This window comes from Kitasatospora acidiphila (genome assembly GCF_006636205.1).
Classification (GTDB): domain Bacteria; phylum Actinomycetota; class Actinomycetes; order Streptomycetales; family Streptomycetaceae; genus Kitasatospora; species Kitasatospora acidiphila.
Genome location: NZ_VIGB01000003.1, coordinates 1,117,666 through 1,132,950, shown reverse-complemented (window position 1 = coordinate 1,132,950; position 15,285 = coordinate 1,117,666). Strand labels below are relative to the sequence as shown.

General features: G+C 71.3%; 14 protein-coding genes. 11 read left to right on the top strand and 3 right to left on the bottom strand.

Annotation, left to right across the window (positions count from 1 at the left end):
- Window positions 1-20 precede the first annotated feature (20 nt).
- Together E6W39_RS05980 and E6W39_RS05975 are read right to left on the bottom strand one after the other, a co-directional pair.
- The gene (locus E6W39_RS05980) at window positions 21-1,052 is read right to left on the bottom strand and encodes a helix-turn-helix domain-containing protein (protein ID WP_141632620.1); all 1,032 of its coding nucleotides are present in this window, start codon (window positions 1,050-1,052) and stop codon (window positions 21-23) included.
- A gap of 166 nt (window positions 1,053-1,218) precedes the next feature.
- A complete protein-coding gene (locus tag E6W39_RS05975) occupies window positions 1,219-1,953 on the bottom strand; it encodes an alpha/beta fold hydrolase (protein ID WP_141632619.1) in 735 nt (244 codons plus the stop codon).
- Window positions 1,954-2,048: 95 nt separating this feature from the next.
- Here E6W39_RS05975 and E6W39_RS05970 point away from each other — a divergent pair, with 95 nt between their 5' ends.
- Window positions 2,049-3,011 carry a helix-turn-helix transcriptional regulator gene (locus E6W39_RS05970; protein ID WP_228717989.1) on the top strand — a complete coding sequence of 321 codons (963 nt, stop codon included), beginning with the start codon at window positions 2,049-2,051 and terminating at the stop codon, window positions 3,009-3,011.
- Window positions 3,012-3,094: 83 nt separating this feature from the next.
- Here E6W39_RS05970 and E6W39_RS05965 read toward each other — a convergent pair whose 3' ends face one another.
- Window positions 3,095-4,051, bottom strand: a complete 957-nt coding sequence (locus E6W39_RS05965) for a YihY/virulence factor BrkB family protein (RefSeq protein ID WP_141632617.1) — start codon at window positions 4,049-4,051, stop codon at window positions 3,095-3,097.
- A gap of 244 nt (window positions 4,052-4,295) precedes the next feature.
- On the opposite strand from E6W39_RS05965, the gene E6W39_RS05960 reads away from it, so the two are divergent.
- The 10 genes from E6W39_RS05960 to E6W39_RS05915 all read left to right on the top strand — a co-directional run bounded on the left by E6W39_RS05960 (window position 4,296) and on the right by E6W39_RS05915 (window position 15,220).
- Window positions 4,296-6,068, top strand: coding sequence for a hypothetical protein (locus E6W39_RS05960; RefSeq protein ID WP_141632616.1), 1,773 nt, complete (start codon window positions 4,296-4,298; stop codon window positions 6,066-6,068).
- A 41-nt stretch (window positions 6,069-6,109) separates the two neighbouring features.
- Window positions 6,110-7,750, top strand: a complete 1,641-nt coding sequence (locus tag E6W39_RS05955) for an AMP-binding protein (protein WP_181799127.1) — start codon at window positions 6,110-6,112, stop codon at window positions 7,748-7,750.
- The gene (locus E6W39_RS05950) at window positions 7,747-8,352 is read left to right on the top strand and encodes a GNAT family N-acetyltransferase (protein ID WP_141632614.1); all 606 of its coding nucleotides are present in this window, start codon (window positions 7,747-7,749) and stop codon (window positions 8,350-8,352) included. Before E6W39_RS05955 ends, E6W39_RS05950 begins: the two co-directional genes overlap by 4 nt.
- A 73-nt stretch (window positions 8,353-8,425) precedes the next feature.
- Window positions 8,426-9,145 carry an alpha/beta hydrolase gene (locus E6W39_RS05945; RefSeq protein ID WP_141632613.1) on the top strand — a complete coding sequence of 240 codons (720 nt, stop codon included), beginning with the start codon at window positions 8,426-8,428 and terminating at the stop codon, window positions 9,143-9,145.
- Between the two features lie 5 nt (window positions 9,146-9,150).
- A complete protein-coding gene (locus E6W39_RS05940; RefSeq protein WP_141632612.1) occupies window positions 9,151-10,107 on the top strand; it encodes a cupin-like domain-containing protein in 957 nt (318 codons plus the stop codon).
- On the top strand, window positions 10,104-11,306 hold the full coding sequence (locus E6W39_RS05935) for an ATP-grasp domain-containing protein (RefSeq protein ID WP_228717988.1): 1,203 nt from the start codon (window positions 10,104-10,106) through the stop codon (window positions 11,304-11,306). Before E6W39_RS05940 ends, E6W39_RS05935 begins: the two co-directional genes overlap by 4 nt.
- On the top strand, window positions 11,303-12,517 hold the full coding sequence (locus tag E6W39_RS40285) for an MFS transporter (protein ID WP_220140170.1): 1,215 nt from the start codon (window positions 11,303-11,305) through the stop codon (window positions 12,515-12,517). Before E6W39_RS05935 ends, E6W39_RS40285 begins: the two co-directional genes overlap by 4 nt.
- 150 nt (window positions 12,518-12,667) lie before the next feature.
- A complete protein-coding gene (locus E6W39_RS05925) occupies window positions 12,668-13,900 on the top strand; it encodes an ATP-grasp domain-containing protein (protein ID WP_141632611.1) in 1,233 nt (410 codons plus the stop codon).
- A 167-nt stretch (window positions 13,901-14,067) separates the two neighbouring features.
- Window positions 14,068-14,334: a metal-sensitive transcriptional regulator gene (locus E6W39_RS05920; RefSeq protein WP_141632610.1), complete on the top strand. Its 267-nt coding sequence runs from the start codon at window positions 14,068-14,070 to the stop codon at window positions 14,332-14,334.
- 238 nt (window positions 14,335-14,572) lie between these two features.
- Window positions 14,573-15,220 (top strand): hemerythrin domain-containing protein, encoded by a 648-nt coding sequence (locus E6W39_RS05915; protein WP_141632609.1) that lies wholly within the window; start codon window positions 14,573-14,575, stop codon window positions 15,218-15,220.
- The last annotated feature ends 65 nt before the right edge of the window (window positions 15,221-15,285 follow it).

The window sequence follows — 15,285 nt, the reverse complement described above, 5'->3', positions numbered from 1 at the left end:
GTCTACCCGGCCTGCCCGGTCTACCCGGGCACGTCGGCGGTCGGCGGGTCCTGCGGTCGGCGCGATTCCTCCAGCAGCCCCTGCTGGGCGATCAGATAGCCGGCCTGCAAGCGGCTGCGCGCGCCCAGACCCTCCATGATCGTGGAGATGTGGCGCTGGCAGGTCCGCAGCGCCATGCCGAGCCGGCGGGAGATCGCGCGATCGTCCAGACCCGCCACCAGCAACTGGACGATGTCCTTGCGGATCTCGGCGGAGAGGGCCTGCACCTCGCGCTGGGAGTAGCTGGTCGGGTAGGGGGCCGCCTCGACCCAGGCCCGCTCGAACGAGGTCAGCATGAAGTCGAGCAGACTGGCATCGTGCACCAGCACCGCGCCGTACGGCTCGTCGTGCAGGGAGACCACGCCGACCCGGCGGTCGAAGACGATCATCCGGGCGAACCCGTCGCTCAGCGTGCGGACTTCGGCGCCGAGCCTGGTCACCCGCTCCACGTAGGCCGCGGTCGGCGGGTCGTAGCGAGCGGTGTGCTGGTAGAGCGTCCGGATCCGGACGCCCCGGCGCAGCATCTCCTCGTCGCGGCCGATCGCCTCCTCCAGCACGGGCGTGGCCCGCCCGCCGCCCGGCTGCGAGGTCAGCACCTCCTCGACGCAGGAGTCGGCGAGTTGACGCAGCATCGAGCGGACCGCCTCCAGGCCGGGCAGGATCTCGATCGCGGCCGCTCCCCGGCACTGCTTGCGGTGCTCCGTGTAGAACTGTTCGAGCTCCTCCAGCTCCGCCCGGGCCCTAGCCAGCTCCTGCTGGCGCTTGCGCAGGTCCCGTTCCTCCGGGAACAGCGTCTGCGCCACCGCCACGGCCGGGTTCACCGCCACCAGCCGCTGCTCGTCGTCCGGCGCGGTGCGCACCAGGCCCAGGACGCGCAGCTCGTCGACCAGCGCCCGGGCCGCCTCCTCGGTCAGCCCCAGGGCCGCGGCTGCGCTGGCGACACGGGATCGGGGCTCGGACAGCAACTGCCGGTAGAGCGCGACCGTCTGACTGGTGAGTGCTGGTAAGTCCACCCGTCCTCCTCCACGGCGGTTGTTCCGAGAAGCACGACGATAGCCCCGGCACTCGCCACCCCACCCTTCTCACGCGGACGTTCCCACGGCACTTCCACAGTTTGCCGCCGCCGGCGCGGCGTTCCGGCGGCGTCCCGGCGGCGTCCCGGCAGTGGTCAGGCAGCGGTCAGGCGACCGCGGCGTGCAGGACGTCGGCCAGCTCGGCGGGCACCGACAGCATCGGCCAGTGCCCCGTGTGCAGGTCGAAGCGCCGCCACGGCGGCTGGTTCAGGAAGGCCAGCATCGGCACCTCGGCGTCCATGAGCGCCCGGAAGTCGTTGCAGGCGACCAGCACCCGGTCCACGCCGGGGTCGGCCTGGTCCGGGCCGGTGAGCCGCTGCACGAAGGTGCCGAACGGCTGGGGTGCGGCCAGGGCGCGCACCCGGCCGCGCTGCTCCTCGCCGAGCCCGTCGAGGCTGCCGAAGGAGCCGAGGGCCTCGAAGGGCGGCATCGACAGGCGCCACCCCTCCCCGTGGTCGGCGACCTGCCGGCTCAGCTGCTCCGCCACGTCCGACGGCATGAGGTCCAGCATCCGCATGCCCTCGGCGAACGGGGCACTGTCGAGGTAGACCAGGCGCTTCAGCCGTGATCCCAGCCGCCCGGCGGCCGCGGTGACGGGGGCCGCGGCGTAGCTGTGCGCCACCAGCGTGACATCGCGCAGGTCCGCCTGCTCGACGGAGGCGACGATGTCGTCGACGTGGGTGTCCAGGTCGGTGTCCCGGGTCGCCTGGTCGGCGCGCTCGCCCAGGCCGGTGAGCGTCAGGGCCAGCACCGTGTGGCCGAGCTCCTGCAGGGCACGGGCGGTCTCCTCCCAAGCCCAGGCTCCCAGCCAGGCACCGGGAACGAGTACGAAAGTAGCCATTGCGGATCTTCTCCCTTTCGAGGTGACACAGGGAGCGTAGGATCAATGCAGGACAGATTCCGCCCTGGTATCACGAGTTGACGATGTCTCACCCCTTGACACGCGTACTGGCCCTGCTCGAACTGCTCCAGACGGACGCCGGGCTCACCGGCACCCAGCTGGCCGACCGCCTGGGCACCGATGTCCGTACCATCCGCCGGTACATGGCGCGGTTACGCGAGCTGGGCATCCCCGTGGAGTCCGAAGGCGGCCGCTACGGCGGCTACTGGCTGGCCCACGGCTACCAGATGCCACCCCTGGTGCTCACCAACGACGAGGCCCTGGCGGTCGTCCTCGGCCTGATCGCCGGCGAGCGGCTGGGCCTGAGCAGTACCGCGACGGCCCGGGCCAGCGCCCTGGCCAAGATCGAACGAGTGCTGCCCAAACCCCTGCGGGAACCGCTGGCCGCCATGCGCGACACCCTCTCCTTCACCGCCGGCACGGTGATCGCGCAAGCACCCGAGACAGGCGTGCTGCTGTCCCTGGCCCAGGCGTCCCGCTCCGGTCGCACCGTCGACCTGCGCTACCGGTCCTGGCGCGAGGAGCAGAGCGAACGCGCCCTAGACCCGTACGGTGTGGTCTTCCACGCCGGGCGCTGGTACGTGATCGGCCACGACCACCTCCGCGGCGGTCTGCGCACCTTCCGCATCGACCGCATCGCCTCGGTCGAGCCCCGGGCGGAGGGCTTCACCACCCCGGCCGGCTTCGACCCGGTCGGCCACCTCACCGCCGCGCTCGCGCAGGCGCCCTACCGCTGGCAGGTCGAGGTCCTCATCGACGGGCCCATCGAGGAGATCGCGCGCCGCCTGCCGGACTCCGCCGCCGTCCTCACCGCCCATCCCGGCGGGGTGCTGATGTGCACGCGGGCCGAACAGCTCGACGGCGTGGCCCGCCTCCTGGCCTCCCTGGAATGGCCCTTCACCATCCACAGCCCCGACGAACTGCGGGACAGCCTCAGGGTGCTCGCGGGTCGGCTCACCGCGGCCGCCGAACGGCTGCCGGAGCGCCTGCCGGGGTGACCGGCGGACGAACGGGGGCGGGGCCGGGGGAGCCGGGTGGGGCCGTGCCGACGAGGGCGGCGCCGCTCACAGCTCCTTGAAACTCACAGGTCGTTGAAGCGCACGCGGATGTCCTGCTCCGGGCGCCGTTCCTCCTGGCGGGCGATGGCCGTGAGCACCTTGCGGTCCGCGCCGGTCAGGGGCGGCTGGATGAGGCTGCGCGGCCACAGGCGCCGGGCCAGCACGACGTTGGTCTCGGCGGCGTAGACGGTCAGTACGGCGCCGAGGTAGAGCCATGACAGCAGGCCGATGACCGTGCCGAAGAAGCCGTAGATCTGGTCCGCGTGCCGTAGTTGGTGCGCCACCAGGGCGCCGCCGAGGGCCTGGAGCACGGTCCACCCCGGCCCGGCGAACAGGCAGCCGGGCACCAGGCGGCGCCAGGTGACGTCGCGTGGGGTGAGGGTCCGGAAGCAGACCAGGTAGAGGCCGGTGTTGAGGAGTGCGGACAGCACCAGGCCGCCCACGCCCGCGGCCGGTCCGCCGACCGTGGCGACGGTCAGCTGGGCGGCGGCGGTGCTCACCGCGAGGCCGCTGCCCAGGATCACGAAGAGCAGCAGGCCCCGGCCGAGTCGGGGCAGGTAGCCGGGGCGGCGCCGGCCGGGGACGTTCCAGACCTGTGCCATGGCGAACTGGAGGGTCTGGGCGACGCCGAGCGCGCCGTACAGCAGGCCGAGCACGCCGATGGCCACGGCGAGCCCGTTGCCCTGGACGGAGTGCACGTTCTGGCGCAACTGGCTGCCGATGATCGGGAAGTCGGCGAGCGCCGAGTCGAGCACGGCCCGCTGGGCGTCCGGGTGTCCGTGCAGCGCGAAGCCCAGCGCGGTGCTGAGCAGGAGCAGCAGCGGGATCAGCGACACGAAGCCGAAGTACGTGATGAGCACCGCGAGTTGGCCGCCGCGGTCGTCGCCGTACTTCCGCACCACGGCGACCGCGAAGGCGGGCGCCGTGCTGCGCTGCTGGGCCCGGTCAAGCGCTCGCACAGCTCGTTCGAAGACGTTCACCGGTCGCTCACCTCCATAGCCAGTGGGTCTACCCGGATGACCGGGTCCGTAAAAGGGTCCTGGTGTCGATGGGGTGTGAGGCGATTATCGGCGCGGTTGTTGCCATCGAGATTCCGCTCGCGGTAGAAAATCCGATAGTCTCGCTTGTCGGGTCCAATTCAGGTAGCCTCGCTTGCCGAGGCCGCCCGCGCGGGAACGGCGGTGCGCGTGGTGCGGCCATTCGGCTTGCGGACCAGGGGCTTCCATGATTCTTTCGAGTTCCACCGGTACCGTCCCGGGCCCGGCGGAAACGTCACGCCGACTGCTCGGCGAGCTCACCAATAGCGGACGCGTTTCGTTCCGGCTGGCCTGTTCCAGGTTGACGGTCTGGGAATCCCTGCTGATGCAGCACCTGCTCGGTCGAGACGATATCGAACTCATCGAGCAGCCGACGCCCGGTGAGGAGCTGATCCGGGTCACCAGATCGGCGCTGTCCGGGCTGGCCTTCTGGCGGCCCAGGGAGGTGGCGGACCCTCGGGCCGAGCCGCTGGGCTGGTTGCGGGTCCCGCCCCAGGTCGTGGACATGGTGGCCGAGGAGGCGGCCGCGCTGGAGGCCAGGGAGGCCGCGGAGCTCCTCGAGGTCGAGGCCGTGCTCCGGGCCTGGGCGCGGGGCGGCGAACTCGACCGCCGGCTGGTGCAGCTCGCCGACTGGGTGGAGCGGGTGGAGACGGTCTACGTCTTCGTCGGCCGCGACGTGTTCTCGAAATCCGACGCCGGCAGCAACACCCTGACTCGCGACGGATTATTGGCGGGCCTGCGGGAACGTCCGGTGGAAACCTGGCGGCCGGCCGACCGGTTGTTCGTCGTGCTGGCGTCCTGCCTGTTCCTCAGCGGCCGTTCGGTGCGATTCGAGGAGTTCAACGGAAGGCAGCTCTCGGCCACCCGGCTCCGCGATTACCTGATGGACCGCTATGTCAATTACTGCGCGGCGGTGGGGCGGGTTCCGGACAATCCGCACGGCATTCCGCTGCTCGAATTGGCGGGCCGGGTCAGAAATCTCCTGGCCGAGGTCGACCGCTCCGAAATGATGCGTTACCGCCGAATCAACGGCCTGACGTTCGCCAAGAACGAGTACCTCACCGACTTCCCGCTGCCCCGCGATCCCGAGACGATGCCGGAACTGGTGGCCGAGTTCGGCCGGACCGTCCTCGGCGTGGCCGGGTCGGGGAAGGTCCGCAGGGATCTGCGGGCCATGACGCTGGCCGCCGCCGAACTCGACGCGAAGGCGGGCCCGGACGGCACCGCACCCGGCACCGGGGAGCAGAGTGCCATCGGTGAACTGCTCGGCGCGATCGTCCTGTCGGCGATCCTGGCAACCGATTCCGACTACGGCATGAGCAGTTCGATCAGAGACCTGGCGTCGTTGCGCGGTGCCAGCCCGGGAGGCCCCGAGGGCGTCCTGGCGCTCAAGAAGGGCGACTTCTTCTGCTGCTGCCTGCCGCACACCACGCGGATGGCCGCGACCGGTGACGAGACCGTGCCGATCCTCTGGCGGGCGGCGCAACGGATGATGTTCAACCGCTGGCACTTCGTCCCCGGCGAATTCGACCGGGCCGAGATCCCCGCGAACCGCCACTACTTCTTCCCGCCGCAGATTCCCGACATCGCGGAACACGCCGAGCACCACCACGGCGGCCACGTCGCCTCGCGAGTGCGCTACACGATCCGCGCCCCCGGAGCCCAGGTGTGGCACCCTCCGTTCACCGCCTTCGGGCACGGCTTCCGCGGCTGCTACGACATCCGGCTGGTCCGGATGGAGAGCCCGCCCTACACCCGGGCGGAACTGGTCGAGGCGGTCCGGCACTGCTCCCTGGTGGACGAGATGTGGCGAACGCTGGTCGAGGGGCTGGAGTTCGGCACCCTCTCGGTCGCTCCGGTGCGCGGATTCGGCCGGGACTGGTACGAGTCGCGAGCGTGGGAGCGGCTGCGGCCGTACACCATGGCGACCGGCGCGCCGGCGGAAGTCGCACCCGCATGACCACAACTCCCAGTCCGCACACCGAGGAGGGCACACACCCCGTGGCTGACCAGATCCCGGACCCCACCCGCAGTCCCGTCGTGCCGGTCACCGACGCGATCAACACGATCGCCCTGACGGAGTGTCAGGACAGCGAGCACCGGATCCACTTCCGGCACGCGGAGCGCGTCGAGTCGCTGACCCTGGCCGAACTCGACGGCCGTGCCCGCCGGGTGGCCGGGCGGCTGTACGAGCTGGGAGTGCGGGCCCGCGACCGGGTCGGCATCATGGCGCCCAACCGGATCGAGTGGGTGCTGCTCGACCTCGCCGTGCTCAAGCTCGGCGCGGTGACGGCCGGCATCGAGCCCGGCCGCTACCGACCGGAGCAGATCCTCGACGAGTTCGGCCTGACCCTCCTCTTCGTCGAGGGCGGGGCGCGGGGGCAGGTCCGCGACATCGCCGAGGTCATGGACTGGGCCGAGGAGACGGACCTTGCGGGCGGCGGGTTCGAGGCGTCCGGCCTCGGCGAGGGCTACGACCCGGCGGACATCTGCGCGATCAAGCAGACCTCGGGAAGCACCGGTGTCCCCAAGGGGATCGAGGCCACCACCGCGAGCGTCAACCAGTCCATCGCCGCCGTCCAGGAGATGTTCGACCACCGCCACGGGGACAACCTGATGGTCTTCCTCCCGGTGCGGTTCCTCCAGCAGCGGTACTGGATCTACTCGGCGCTGGTGCACGGCCACGACGTCACGCTGGCCGACCGGATCACCGTGCTGGAAGTCGCCAAGGCCACCGTGCCGACCGTGGTGATGGGCGTACCCGGCTTCTACGAGCAGCTCAAGGCACGCGTCGAGGCGGCCGGCCCGGTGGCGGACCCGCAAGCGCGGCGCGCGGCGGTCCAGGCGGAACTGGGCGGCCGGATCCGGTACTTGTGGACCGGCTCGGCCCCGGCCGGGCGGGCCATGCTCGACTTCTTCAACGACTGCGGCGTGCCGCTGTACGAGGGGTACGGGCTCAACGAGACCTGCATCGTCTCGAAGAACCACCCCGGTGCGGCCCGGGTCGGCAGCGTCGGCAAGGTCCTGCCGCACAAGCGGATCCGCTTCGACAAGGACGGGATCCTGATCGTCGGCACCACCCACCCGGTCAACACCCGCTACACCTGGTGCGGACCCGGGGCCAACGAGAAGACCTACCTGCCGACCGGCGAGGTCAGGACCTTCGACATCGGCCATGTCGACGAGGACGGCTTCCTCTACATCGACGGCCGGGTCGACGACATCGTGACGCTGAGCGGCGCCCTCAACATCCTGGTGCCGCTGGTCGAGGAGCCCCTGCGCGAGCTGCCCGGGATCCACGACTGCGCGGTGTTCGGTGACGGAAAGCCGTACCTGACGGCTGTCGTGTCACCCGCGGCCCCCGGCACCGATCACCAGGCGCTGGCCCGCAGCGTGTCCGAGCTGAACGACCGGCTCCGGTACGAACAGCGGATCTACGGCGTCGTGGTGGCAGCCGAGCAGTTCTCCATCGAGAACGGTCTGCTGAACGCGCAGTACAAGCTGGTCCGGTCGCAGCTGGCCAAGCGCTACGGCGACGACCTGGACCTCGTCTACCAGAAGCAAAAAGTCTACAACGACGGAACCGTCACCGGCGTGGACGTCCTGGTGACCGCAGCGGCCGAAGGCACGGAGGAAGCATGAGCTGGGAGAAACTGCCGCAACTCGAACTCGCCAACGACCGGGTCAGCCTGCGTCGGATCCGGATCTCGGACATCGGGGGATTCCGGGAGATCGCCTTCGAACCGGACACCTGGCGCTACTTCGTGAGCAGCATCGCGACGGAGCAGGACCTCGAGGAGTTCATCGAGACGGCCGTCAGGGACACCCTCACCGGCACCCGGATCGTGTTCGCCATCATCGACAACCGCAGCGGCCGGATCGTCGGCAGCTCCGCCTACGGCAACCTGACCAAGGCCGAGCGCCGCTTGGAGATCGGGTGGTCCTGGGTCTGCGAGGCGGCCCGGCGGACCGGGATCAACCGGGCCGCGAAGCTGGCGCTGATCGAACACGCCTTTACCGAACTCGACTGCGAGCGCGTCGAGTTCAAGACCGATGTGCTGAACACCGGTGCCCGCGAAGGGCTGCGCGGCATCGGGGCTCGGGAGGAGGGCGTGCTGCGCAGCTTCAACTACATGCCGGGCGGGCGCCGTCGCGACGTCGTCTACTACAGCATCCTGCGCGGCGAGTGGCCGACCGTGCGGCAGCAGCGCTTCGGCACGCTCACGGCGGGGGAGCGCGGCTGAGCCGCGCGGCGCACCAACGCCGAAAGCCCGCACACCACCTGAGGCCCGCACACCACCAGAGGGGAGCGAACACATGCGACACGAGGACTTCGCGTTCGACGTGGACGGTGAGCGGCTGGCCGCGACCAGAACGGTGACCGCCGAGCAGCCGGAGCCGAGCATCCTGGCCCTGCACGGCTTCGGCACCACCTCGACCCGGCACCGGATCAGCTACCTGCTGGACGCCTTCGCCGAGCACGGCCACGCCTCGTTGACCTTCGAGTTCTCCGGCAACGGCGACAGCACCGGGGTGCTCACCGATGCCACCCTGCGGCGGCGCCGGAACGAGGCCCTCGCCGCGGCCGACCGGCTCGGCCGGGCCGTGGCGCCGGTGCTGCTCGGCACCAGCATGGGCGCGCACCTGGCGGCGTCCATCGTCCCCGAGGTGCGGCCACGCGCGCTGGTGCTCTTCTGCCCGGCCGCCTACCCGGAGCACGCCGCCGACCTCCCGTTCGACGGCAGCCTCCCCAAACCGGGCAACTACCCGGACTCGCCCGCCTACGCGGGCCTGCGCGACTTCGACGGGGACCTCCTCATCATCGGCGCCGGACAGGACCAGGTCGTCCACCCGGCGGTGATCGACGGATACCTGGACAGCGCCGGCCGGGCCCGCTCGGCCGAGGTCCTCTGGCTCAAGGACAGCGACCACTTCGTCCACCGCTGGCTGCCCGGGCAGCAGGCCCGGCTCGCCGAGGTCCAAGGCGCCATCCTGCGCCTGCTGCCCACCGCGCCGGCTGCACCGCCCAGGAGCTGACCCACATGGCCATCGAGCAGAACTACCTGAAACGACGCGACCTCGACAGCCTCAAGGCCGTGGAGGCGGCCTTCCAGGCCGGACCGCTCGCCGAGGCGCTGGACGCGGCCCCGGACATCGAGCGCCGCCGCGGGCTGAGTCTGGCGGAGTTCGAGCGCGACTACCGGAGCCAGGGGCGTCCCGTCGTCCTGGAGGGCCGTGCCGCCGACTGGCCGGCCGTGCGGACCTGGTCGTTCGCAGCGCTCGCCGAGCGCTGCGGCACGGTGCCCGTGGTCGTCGACAGCTACAGCAGCAGGGCGGCCCGCAAGACCACGTTCGGCGAGTTCGCGGACGCGCTGCGGCAGACCGCCGGAACCGGGGCCCCGCCGATCTGCCTCCAGGAATGGTACTACAAGACGGTGAGTCCCGAGCTCGCCGACGACCTGCCCGAACTCGACATCGCGCACTACGACTTCCGGCGCGACCTGTACGGCGACGCGGCCGCCACCAACCACCAGCTGTGGTTGGGCCAGCGCGGCGGGATCACCCGGCTGCACCAGGACTCGTACTCCGTCGATGTGATGCACATCCAGATCGTCGGCGAGAAGCGCTGGTCCATCATGGGTCCGGATGCCGAGCTGTTGGCGGACCCGACCGGGCAGTTGGAGCTGGACGCCCTGCTCGCCTCCCCGGACACCCGGCTGACCCGCTTCGTGCTGCGCCCCGGCGACGTGCTCTACCTGCCGGCCTGGTGGTTCCACCGGATCGAGCTGCTGACCGACTCGATCGGCCTCGGCCGCAAGGCACTTGACCAGGTCAACCTGCGTCGGCACGTCCACCAGCGGATCGGCGAGCTGCTGGCGCTGGCCCTCAACCCGGACGAACTCCGGCAGACCCACTCGGAGTTGTTCGACGTGGTGATGACCCGCGGCCGGGCCCTGGCGCACCAGATGGACGTCGACCTGTCCAGGCTGCGCCAGTGAGCGGGCCGTCGCACGTCCTGTTCATCGGCGGGCGCGGCCACGAGCTGCCCAAGGCGCAGCGCCTCGGCCTGCGTTACTCGATGATCCAGATCCCGGAACGGGTCGACGAGCAGCAGGCCGCCGGCGCGCGGCACTACGCCGTCCTGGACTACACCCGGCTGGACCGGATCCTCCCGGTGGTGCGCGCCTGGCACGCAGCGGATCCGTTCGACGCGGTGGTCTCGTTCACCGAGTACGGCTTGGAACCGGCGTCGAGGTGCGCCATCGAGCTCGGGCTGCCGGGTGACAACCTCACCGCCGTGCTCCGCACCCGCGACAAGACCAGGACCAGGGAGCTGCTGAACCGCCGCGGCCTGTCCACGGTGCGTCATCGGATCTGCGAACAGCCATCGGACGCACGGGAGTTCATGGCCGAGCTGGCAGGCGTCCCGGTGGTGCTCAAGCCGCCTGCCGGCGGGCTGAGCGAGGGGGTGTTCCTCGTCGAGACCGAGGCCCAGCTGGCCGAACGCTGGTCCTGGACGTGCCGGTTCGCCGACGGCCCGCTACTGGTCGAGGAGTTCCTGACCGGCCCCGAGTACAGCGTCGAGTCCATCTCACGGGACGGCAAGCACGAGGTGGCCGTGGTCACCGAGAAGCTGACCACCACGACCCCGGGCTTCATCGAGCTCGGGCACCAGCAGCCGGCCCGGCTCACCCCCGCCGACCGCGCCGGGATCGACGAACTGACGCACGCCTTCCTTGGCTTGATCGAGCAGCGGACCGGCCCGGTGCACACCGAACTGCGGCTGACCCCGTCCGGCCCCCGGCTGATCGAGGCCCAGACCAGGGTCGGCGGCGACCAGATCTGGGAGCTGTGCGAGCGGGTGAGCGGCATCGACATGATCGCCGAAACCCTCGCCCACCTGCTCGACCTGCCCGTCCCGGCCCGCACCCCGGTGGCGCCCGCCGCGGCGATCCGCTTCTTCTGCTACGAGAACGCCCTGGTCCGCGGCGTTCGGGGCCGCGCGGAGGCACAACGGGCGCCGGGCGTCGTCAGATTGCAGTGCACCTTGCGGCCCGGGCAGCGGCTCGGCCCGCTCTCCTCCTCCAACTCCCGCCAGGGATACGTGATCTGCGACGGCACCGACACCGAGGACGCCGTCCGGAACGCCGAGACGGCGCGCGACCTGGTGCGCGTGGACCGGGAGCCGCTCGGTTGACCGCCACCACGGCCGAGAGGCCCGGCCGCACGGCCCACTACATCACCCTGCACTACCTCCTCACCAACATGGGCCTGTTCGGCCTGCTGTCCACGCTGGCCGTCTCGCTCACGGCGGCCGGCTTCAACGGCGCCCAGACCGGTCTGCTGATCCTCGTCTTCACGATCGCCAACAAGACCGCCAAGGTGCCGCTGGCCCGCTGGCTGGACCGGATCCCGGCGGCCTCCTCGGTGCTCCTCGGGTGCTTCACGGCGGCCGTCGGCTTCGCGGTGCTGCGGGCGGTCGGCGGCCTGCTGCCCACGGCGGCGGCGCTGGCGCTGGCCGGCCTGGGCGTCTCCGTCAACGCGCTGGCCAGCAAGCAGCTCGCCGCCGACGCCAGCGACCGGAGCGGCAACCGCGCCAAGCTGTTCTCGGTGATCAACATCGCGGTGAACACGGCCTCCGCCGTGGCCTCGCCGGTGGCCCTGTTGTTCGTCGACCGCCACCAGCACGGCGACGTGCTCACCGGCGTCGCCGTGCTCTACTGCGTGGCCGGCCTGGTGACCTACCTGAACTACTCGCGCAGCGGCAGCCGGGTCCGGGCGGTCGACTCGTCGCTGCGCGACTACCTCACCATCCTGCGGCTGCCCGGCATGCGGTCGTTCATGCTGATCAACCTGCTGGGCTGGTGCTGCTACGGCCAGCTCTTCAACGCCCTTGCCCTGCACGTCTCCTCGACGCTCAAGGCGCCGGACCGGCTCGGCCTGCTGTACACGCTGAACGCGCTGCTGATCGTGGTGGCGCAACTGGGCGTCACCCGGCTCACCGCGTCGCTGACCGGCGGCCGGCACGTGGTCACGGCGATCACCGCCTACCTGGCCTTCGCGCTGGCCTTCGCCTCGATCTTCCTGGTGCCCGGATATGCGGGCGCGGTGGTCGGCGTCGTGCTGTTCACGATGGCCGAGATGATGTTCGTGCCGACCATGGACGTGCTGCTGCTGGGGCTGCTCGGCGGCCAGAGCCGGGCCATCGGGTACGGGATGTTCTCGATCGGCAACGCCATCGGGGAGGGCCTGGGCGGCGCGGTCGGCGTCGCCACCTACCGCTGGCTGGCCGGCCGCGGCGACGGGCCCGTCTTCTGGCTGTGCGCGGCGGGCCTCGCCCTGGTCTCCGCGGTGCTCACCCACCGGCTGCGGGCCGGCAGCGCCGCGCTGCGCGGCCTGGCGGCATAGGGACTCGCCTATGGATCACGCCGGGCGCGCGACGCCGGGAGCACGCACACCCCCAGCCGCGCGCCCCGCGGCGCCGGCCGCAGGTGTCACAGCCGACCTGATCCACAAGAGAGGCCCTGGGGCCGCCCCCGTCGATCTGGAGGACGGAAGATGCGAGTACTGGTTGTCGGCACCAACCGGATGTGCCATGACCGGCTGCGAGACCTCGGCCACGAGATGGTGCTCTTCGTGCCGCGCGGCCGGGCCAGACGCGAGGACGCCGTCGGCCCCTACCGGCACGTGGTGGTGCTGGACGACCAGGCGGTCCCCGAGGACTGGGTCGGGATCGCCCGGGTGCTGCACCGCGGCGCGCCCTTCGACGCCGTGGTCGCGTACAACGAGCACACCTATCGGATCGTGCGGGCGGTCAGCGACGCCCTGGACGTCCCGACCGTGGTGGACCTCGAGCTGTTCGGCCGGGTGCTCGACAAGGCCCGGATGCGCGAACTGCTGGAGAAGCACGGCATTCCCAGCTGCCGCCACCGGTACGCGCGGGGCCGGGACGCCGTGCTCGCGGCCGTCGAGGAGATCGGGCTGCCCTGCATCGTCAAGCCGGTGGACGGCGAGGCCAGCGAAGGCGTGGCCCGGATCGAGTCCGCGGCCGAGCTGGACGCCGCGCTGCTGCGGGTGGGCGCCCGGCACCTCGACCGCGGGGTGCTGGTCGAGGAGTTCCTGGCCGGGCCGGAGTACAGCGTGGAGGCGCTGTCGGTGGGCAGCCGCCACCACATCGTGGCCGTCACCAGGAAGTTCAGCGACCACCGGACCTTCGTGGAGCGCGGCCACCTCGTCCCGGCCCCGCTGGATGCGGCCGACCACCAGGCCGTCGCGGCGTACACCACCCGGGTGCTGGACGCCTTCGGCTTCCATGACTGCCCGTCACACACCGAAATCGTGCTGACCGAACGCGGCCCGCGGATCATCGAGACCCACAACCGGATCGGCGGCGACTCCATCATGGACCTGGTGCGGCTGGCCACCGGCGTCGACATGTACGACCTGGTCGCCCGGCAGAGCCTGGGCCAGGACGTGACCGCGCTGCTGCCCGACCCGGTCGCCCACCACCAGAGCGCCGCGGTCTGGTTCGCCGACCCGGACGGCCCGACCAGCAGCACCCTGCTGGAGGTGCGCGGCGTCGACCGGGTCCGCGGACTCCCGCACGTGCACCGCCTGGAACTCCTCAAGGAGCCGGGCTCCCCGCTGGTCCCGGTCCGGCAGAGCTCCGACCGCTCCGCCCTGGCGATCACCGTGGGAGCCTCCCCGGAGGAGGCGCTCGCCCGGGCCCGCGAAGCGATCGGGTCGCTGCGCTTCGTCTACGCCTGGACGTCCGCGGAGCCGCTGGACTGACAGCGCGCACCAGCCGCCGGACCCCGTCGTTCTTATACCCTGGGGGGTGTCGACAGGCGGGCGCCGACCGAGCAGCGGCCGGGGCCGGCGGGGAGCCGTGATCGTCTGTGCTCCCCGCTCTGCCCGGATACCCGCCGGGGTACAGTGGCTGGCCGAAGGAGGCAGACATGCAGGTGGACGAGGCAGCCGTGACGCCCGTGCTGAACCGGCTGCGCCGCGCGCAGGGTCAGCTGGCCGGGGTCATCGCGATGATCGAAGCCGGCCGTGACTGCAAGGATGTGGTGACCCAGCTCGCCGCCGTCTCCCGGGCGCTGGACCGGGCCGGGTTCAAGATCGTGGCCAGCGGCATGCGGCAGTGCCTGGCCGTGTCGGAGGAGGGCACCGCTCCGATGAGCGAGGAGGAGCTGGAGAAGCTGTTCCTCGCGCTCGCCTGAGGCTGAGCCTCCTGCGCTTGAGCCCGAGCCTGCGCGCTTGAGCCCGAGCCTGCGCGCCTGAGGTCGAGCCTGCGCGCCTGAGGTCGAGCCTGCGCGCCTGAGGTCGAGCCTGCGCGCCTGAGCCCGAGCTTGCGCCCGGGTGTCCGACTTGTCGCGCCTGTCCGGGTATCCGAGTCGGCGTACCTGGGTATCCAAAGGGAAGGAGCGACGCTCTGCCGGGGGAGTAAGGAGTGACCCGGTGCCCCACAACGACCTCATGGACCGGTTGGCCGCACAGCACGAGCGCCTGCGGAACCAGGCCAGCGGACTCACCGGCCTGCAACTGGGCGACGAACGCCGCCGCACGGCGCTGGACGAACTGTCCGCCGAGCTGATGCGGCACTTGCGGACCGAGGAGGAGACCCTCTACCCACTGGTTCGGCGCCTGCCGGGCGGTGTGGAACTGGCGGACCTCGAACTGTCCGCACACGCCTCACTGGAGGCGCTGATCGGCAGCCTGGCGCGGCTCCCGGTGGCCTCGCCGGAGTTCCACCGCCAGGTGGCGCAGCTGGTGGAACTGATCACCGGGCATCTCGGGGAGGAGGAGGCCAGGGTCTTCTCGCTCGTCAGGGCGGCTGCCCCGGAGCGCGAGTTGGCGGCGCTGGGGCCACGGGCCGACTGGCTGCACGAGCACGCCTCCACGGTGCCCAAGGCGGTCGGCCGCGGGCTGCTGCCGCCGGACGACCTGATGCCGCCCGAGCGGGGACCGGCCAAGCGGGTGCGTGAGTTCTTCCACCGGTCGAGCGAGGGCTACCGGCAGCCCGATTCCATGATCCCGGCACCCCACGGCGGGCCGATCCAGCGGATCCGCAAGCAGTTCAGCCGCGCCGGCGACCAGCGGCAGTGAGCGCGGGCCCCTCGACGAGAGGCCCTGGGGTCGCCGACCGGGCCGAGCAGCGCGAGGATCGCCAG

What these genes read in the sequence shown, in the direction of transcription:
- E6W39_RS05950 (WP_141632614.1), top strand. Translation starts at nt 7,747, where the DNA reads ATGAGCTGGGAGAAACTGCCGCAACTCGAACTCGCCAACGACCGGGTC.
- E6W39_RS05925 (WP_141632611.1), top strand. Translation starts at nt 12,668, where the DNA reads ATGCGAGTACTGGTTGTCGGCACCAACCGGATGTGCCATGACCGGCTG.
- E6W39_RS05920 (WP_141632610.1), top strand. Translation starts at nt 14,068, where the DNA reads ATGCAGGTGGACGAGGCAGCCGTGACGCCCGTGCTGAACCGGCTGCGC.
- E6W39_RS05940 (WP_141632612.1), top strand. Translation starts at nt 9,151, where the DNA reads ATGGCCATCGAGCAGAACTACCTGAAACGACGCGACCTCGACAGCCTC.
- E6W39_RS05960 (WP_141632616.1), top strand. Translation starts at nt 4,296, where the DNA reads ATGATTCTTTCGAGTTCCACCGGTACCGTCCCGGGCCCGGCGGAAACG.
- E6W39_RS05975 (WP_141632619.1), bottom strand. Translation starts at nt 1,953, where the DNA reads ATGGCTACTTTCGTACTCGTTCCCGGTGCCTGGCTGGGAGCCTGGGCT.
- E6W39_RS05945 (WP_141632613.1), top strand. Translation starts at nt 8,426, where the DNA reads ATGCGACACGAGGACTTCGCGTTCGACGTGGACGGTGAGCGGCTGGCC.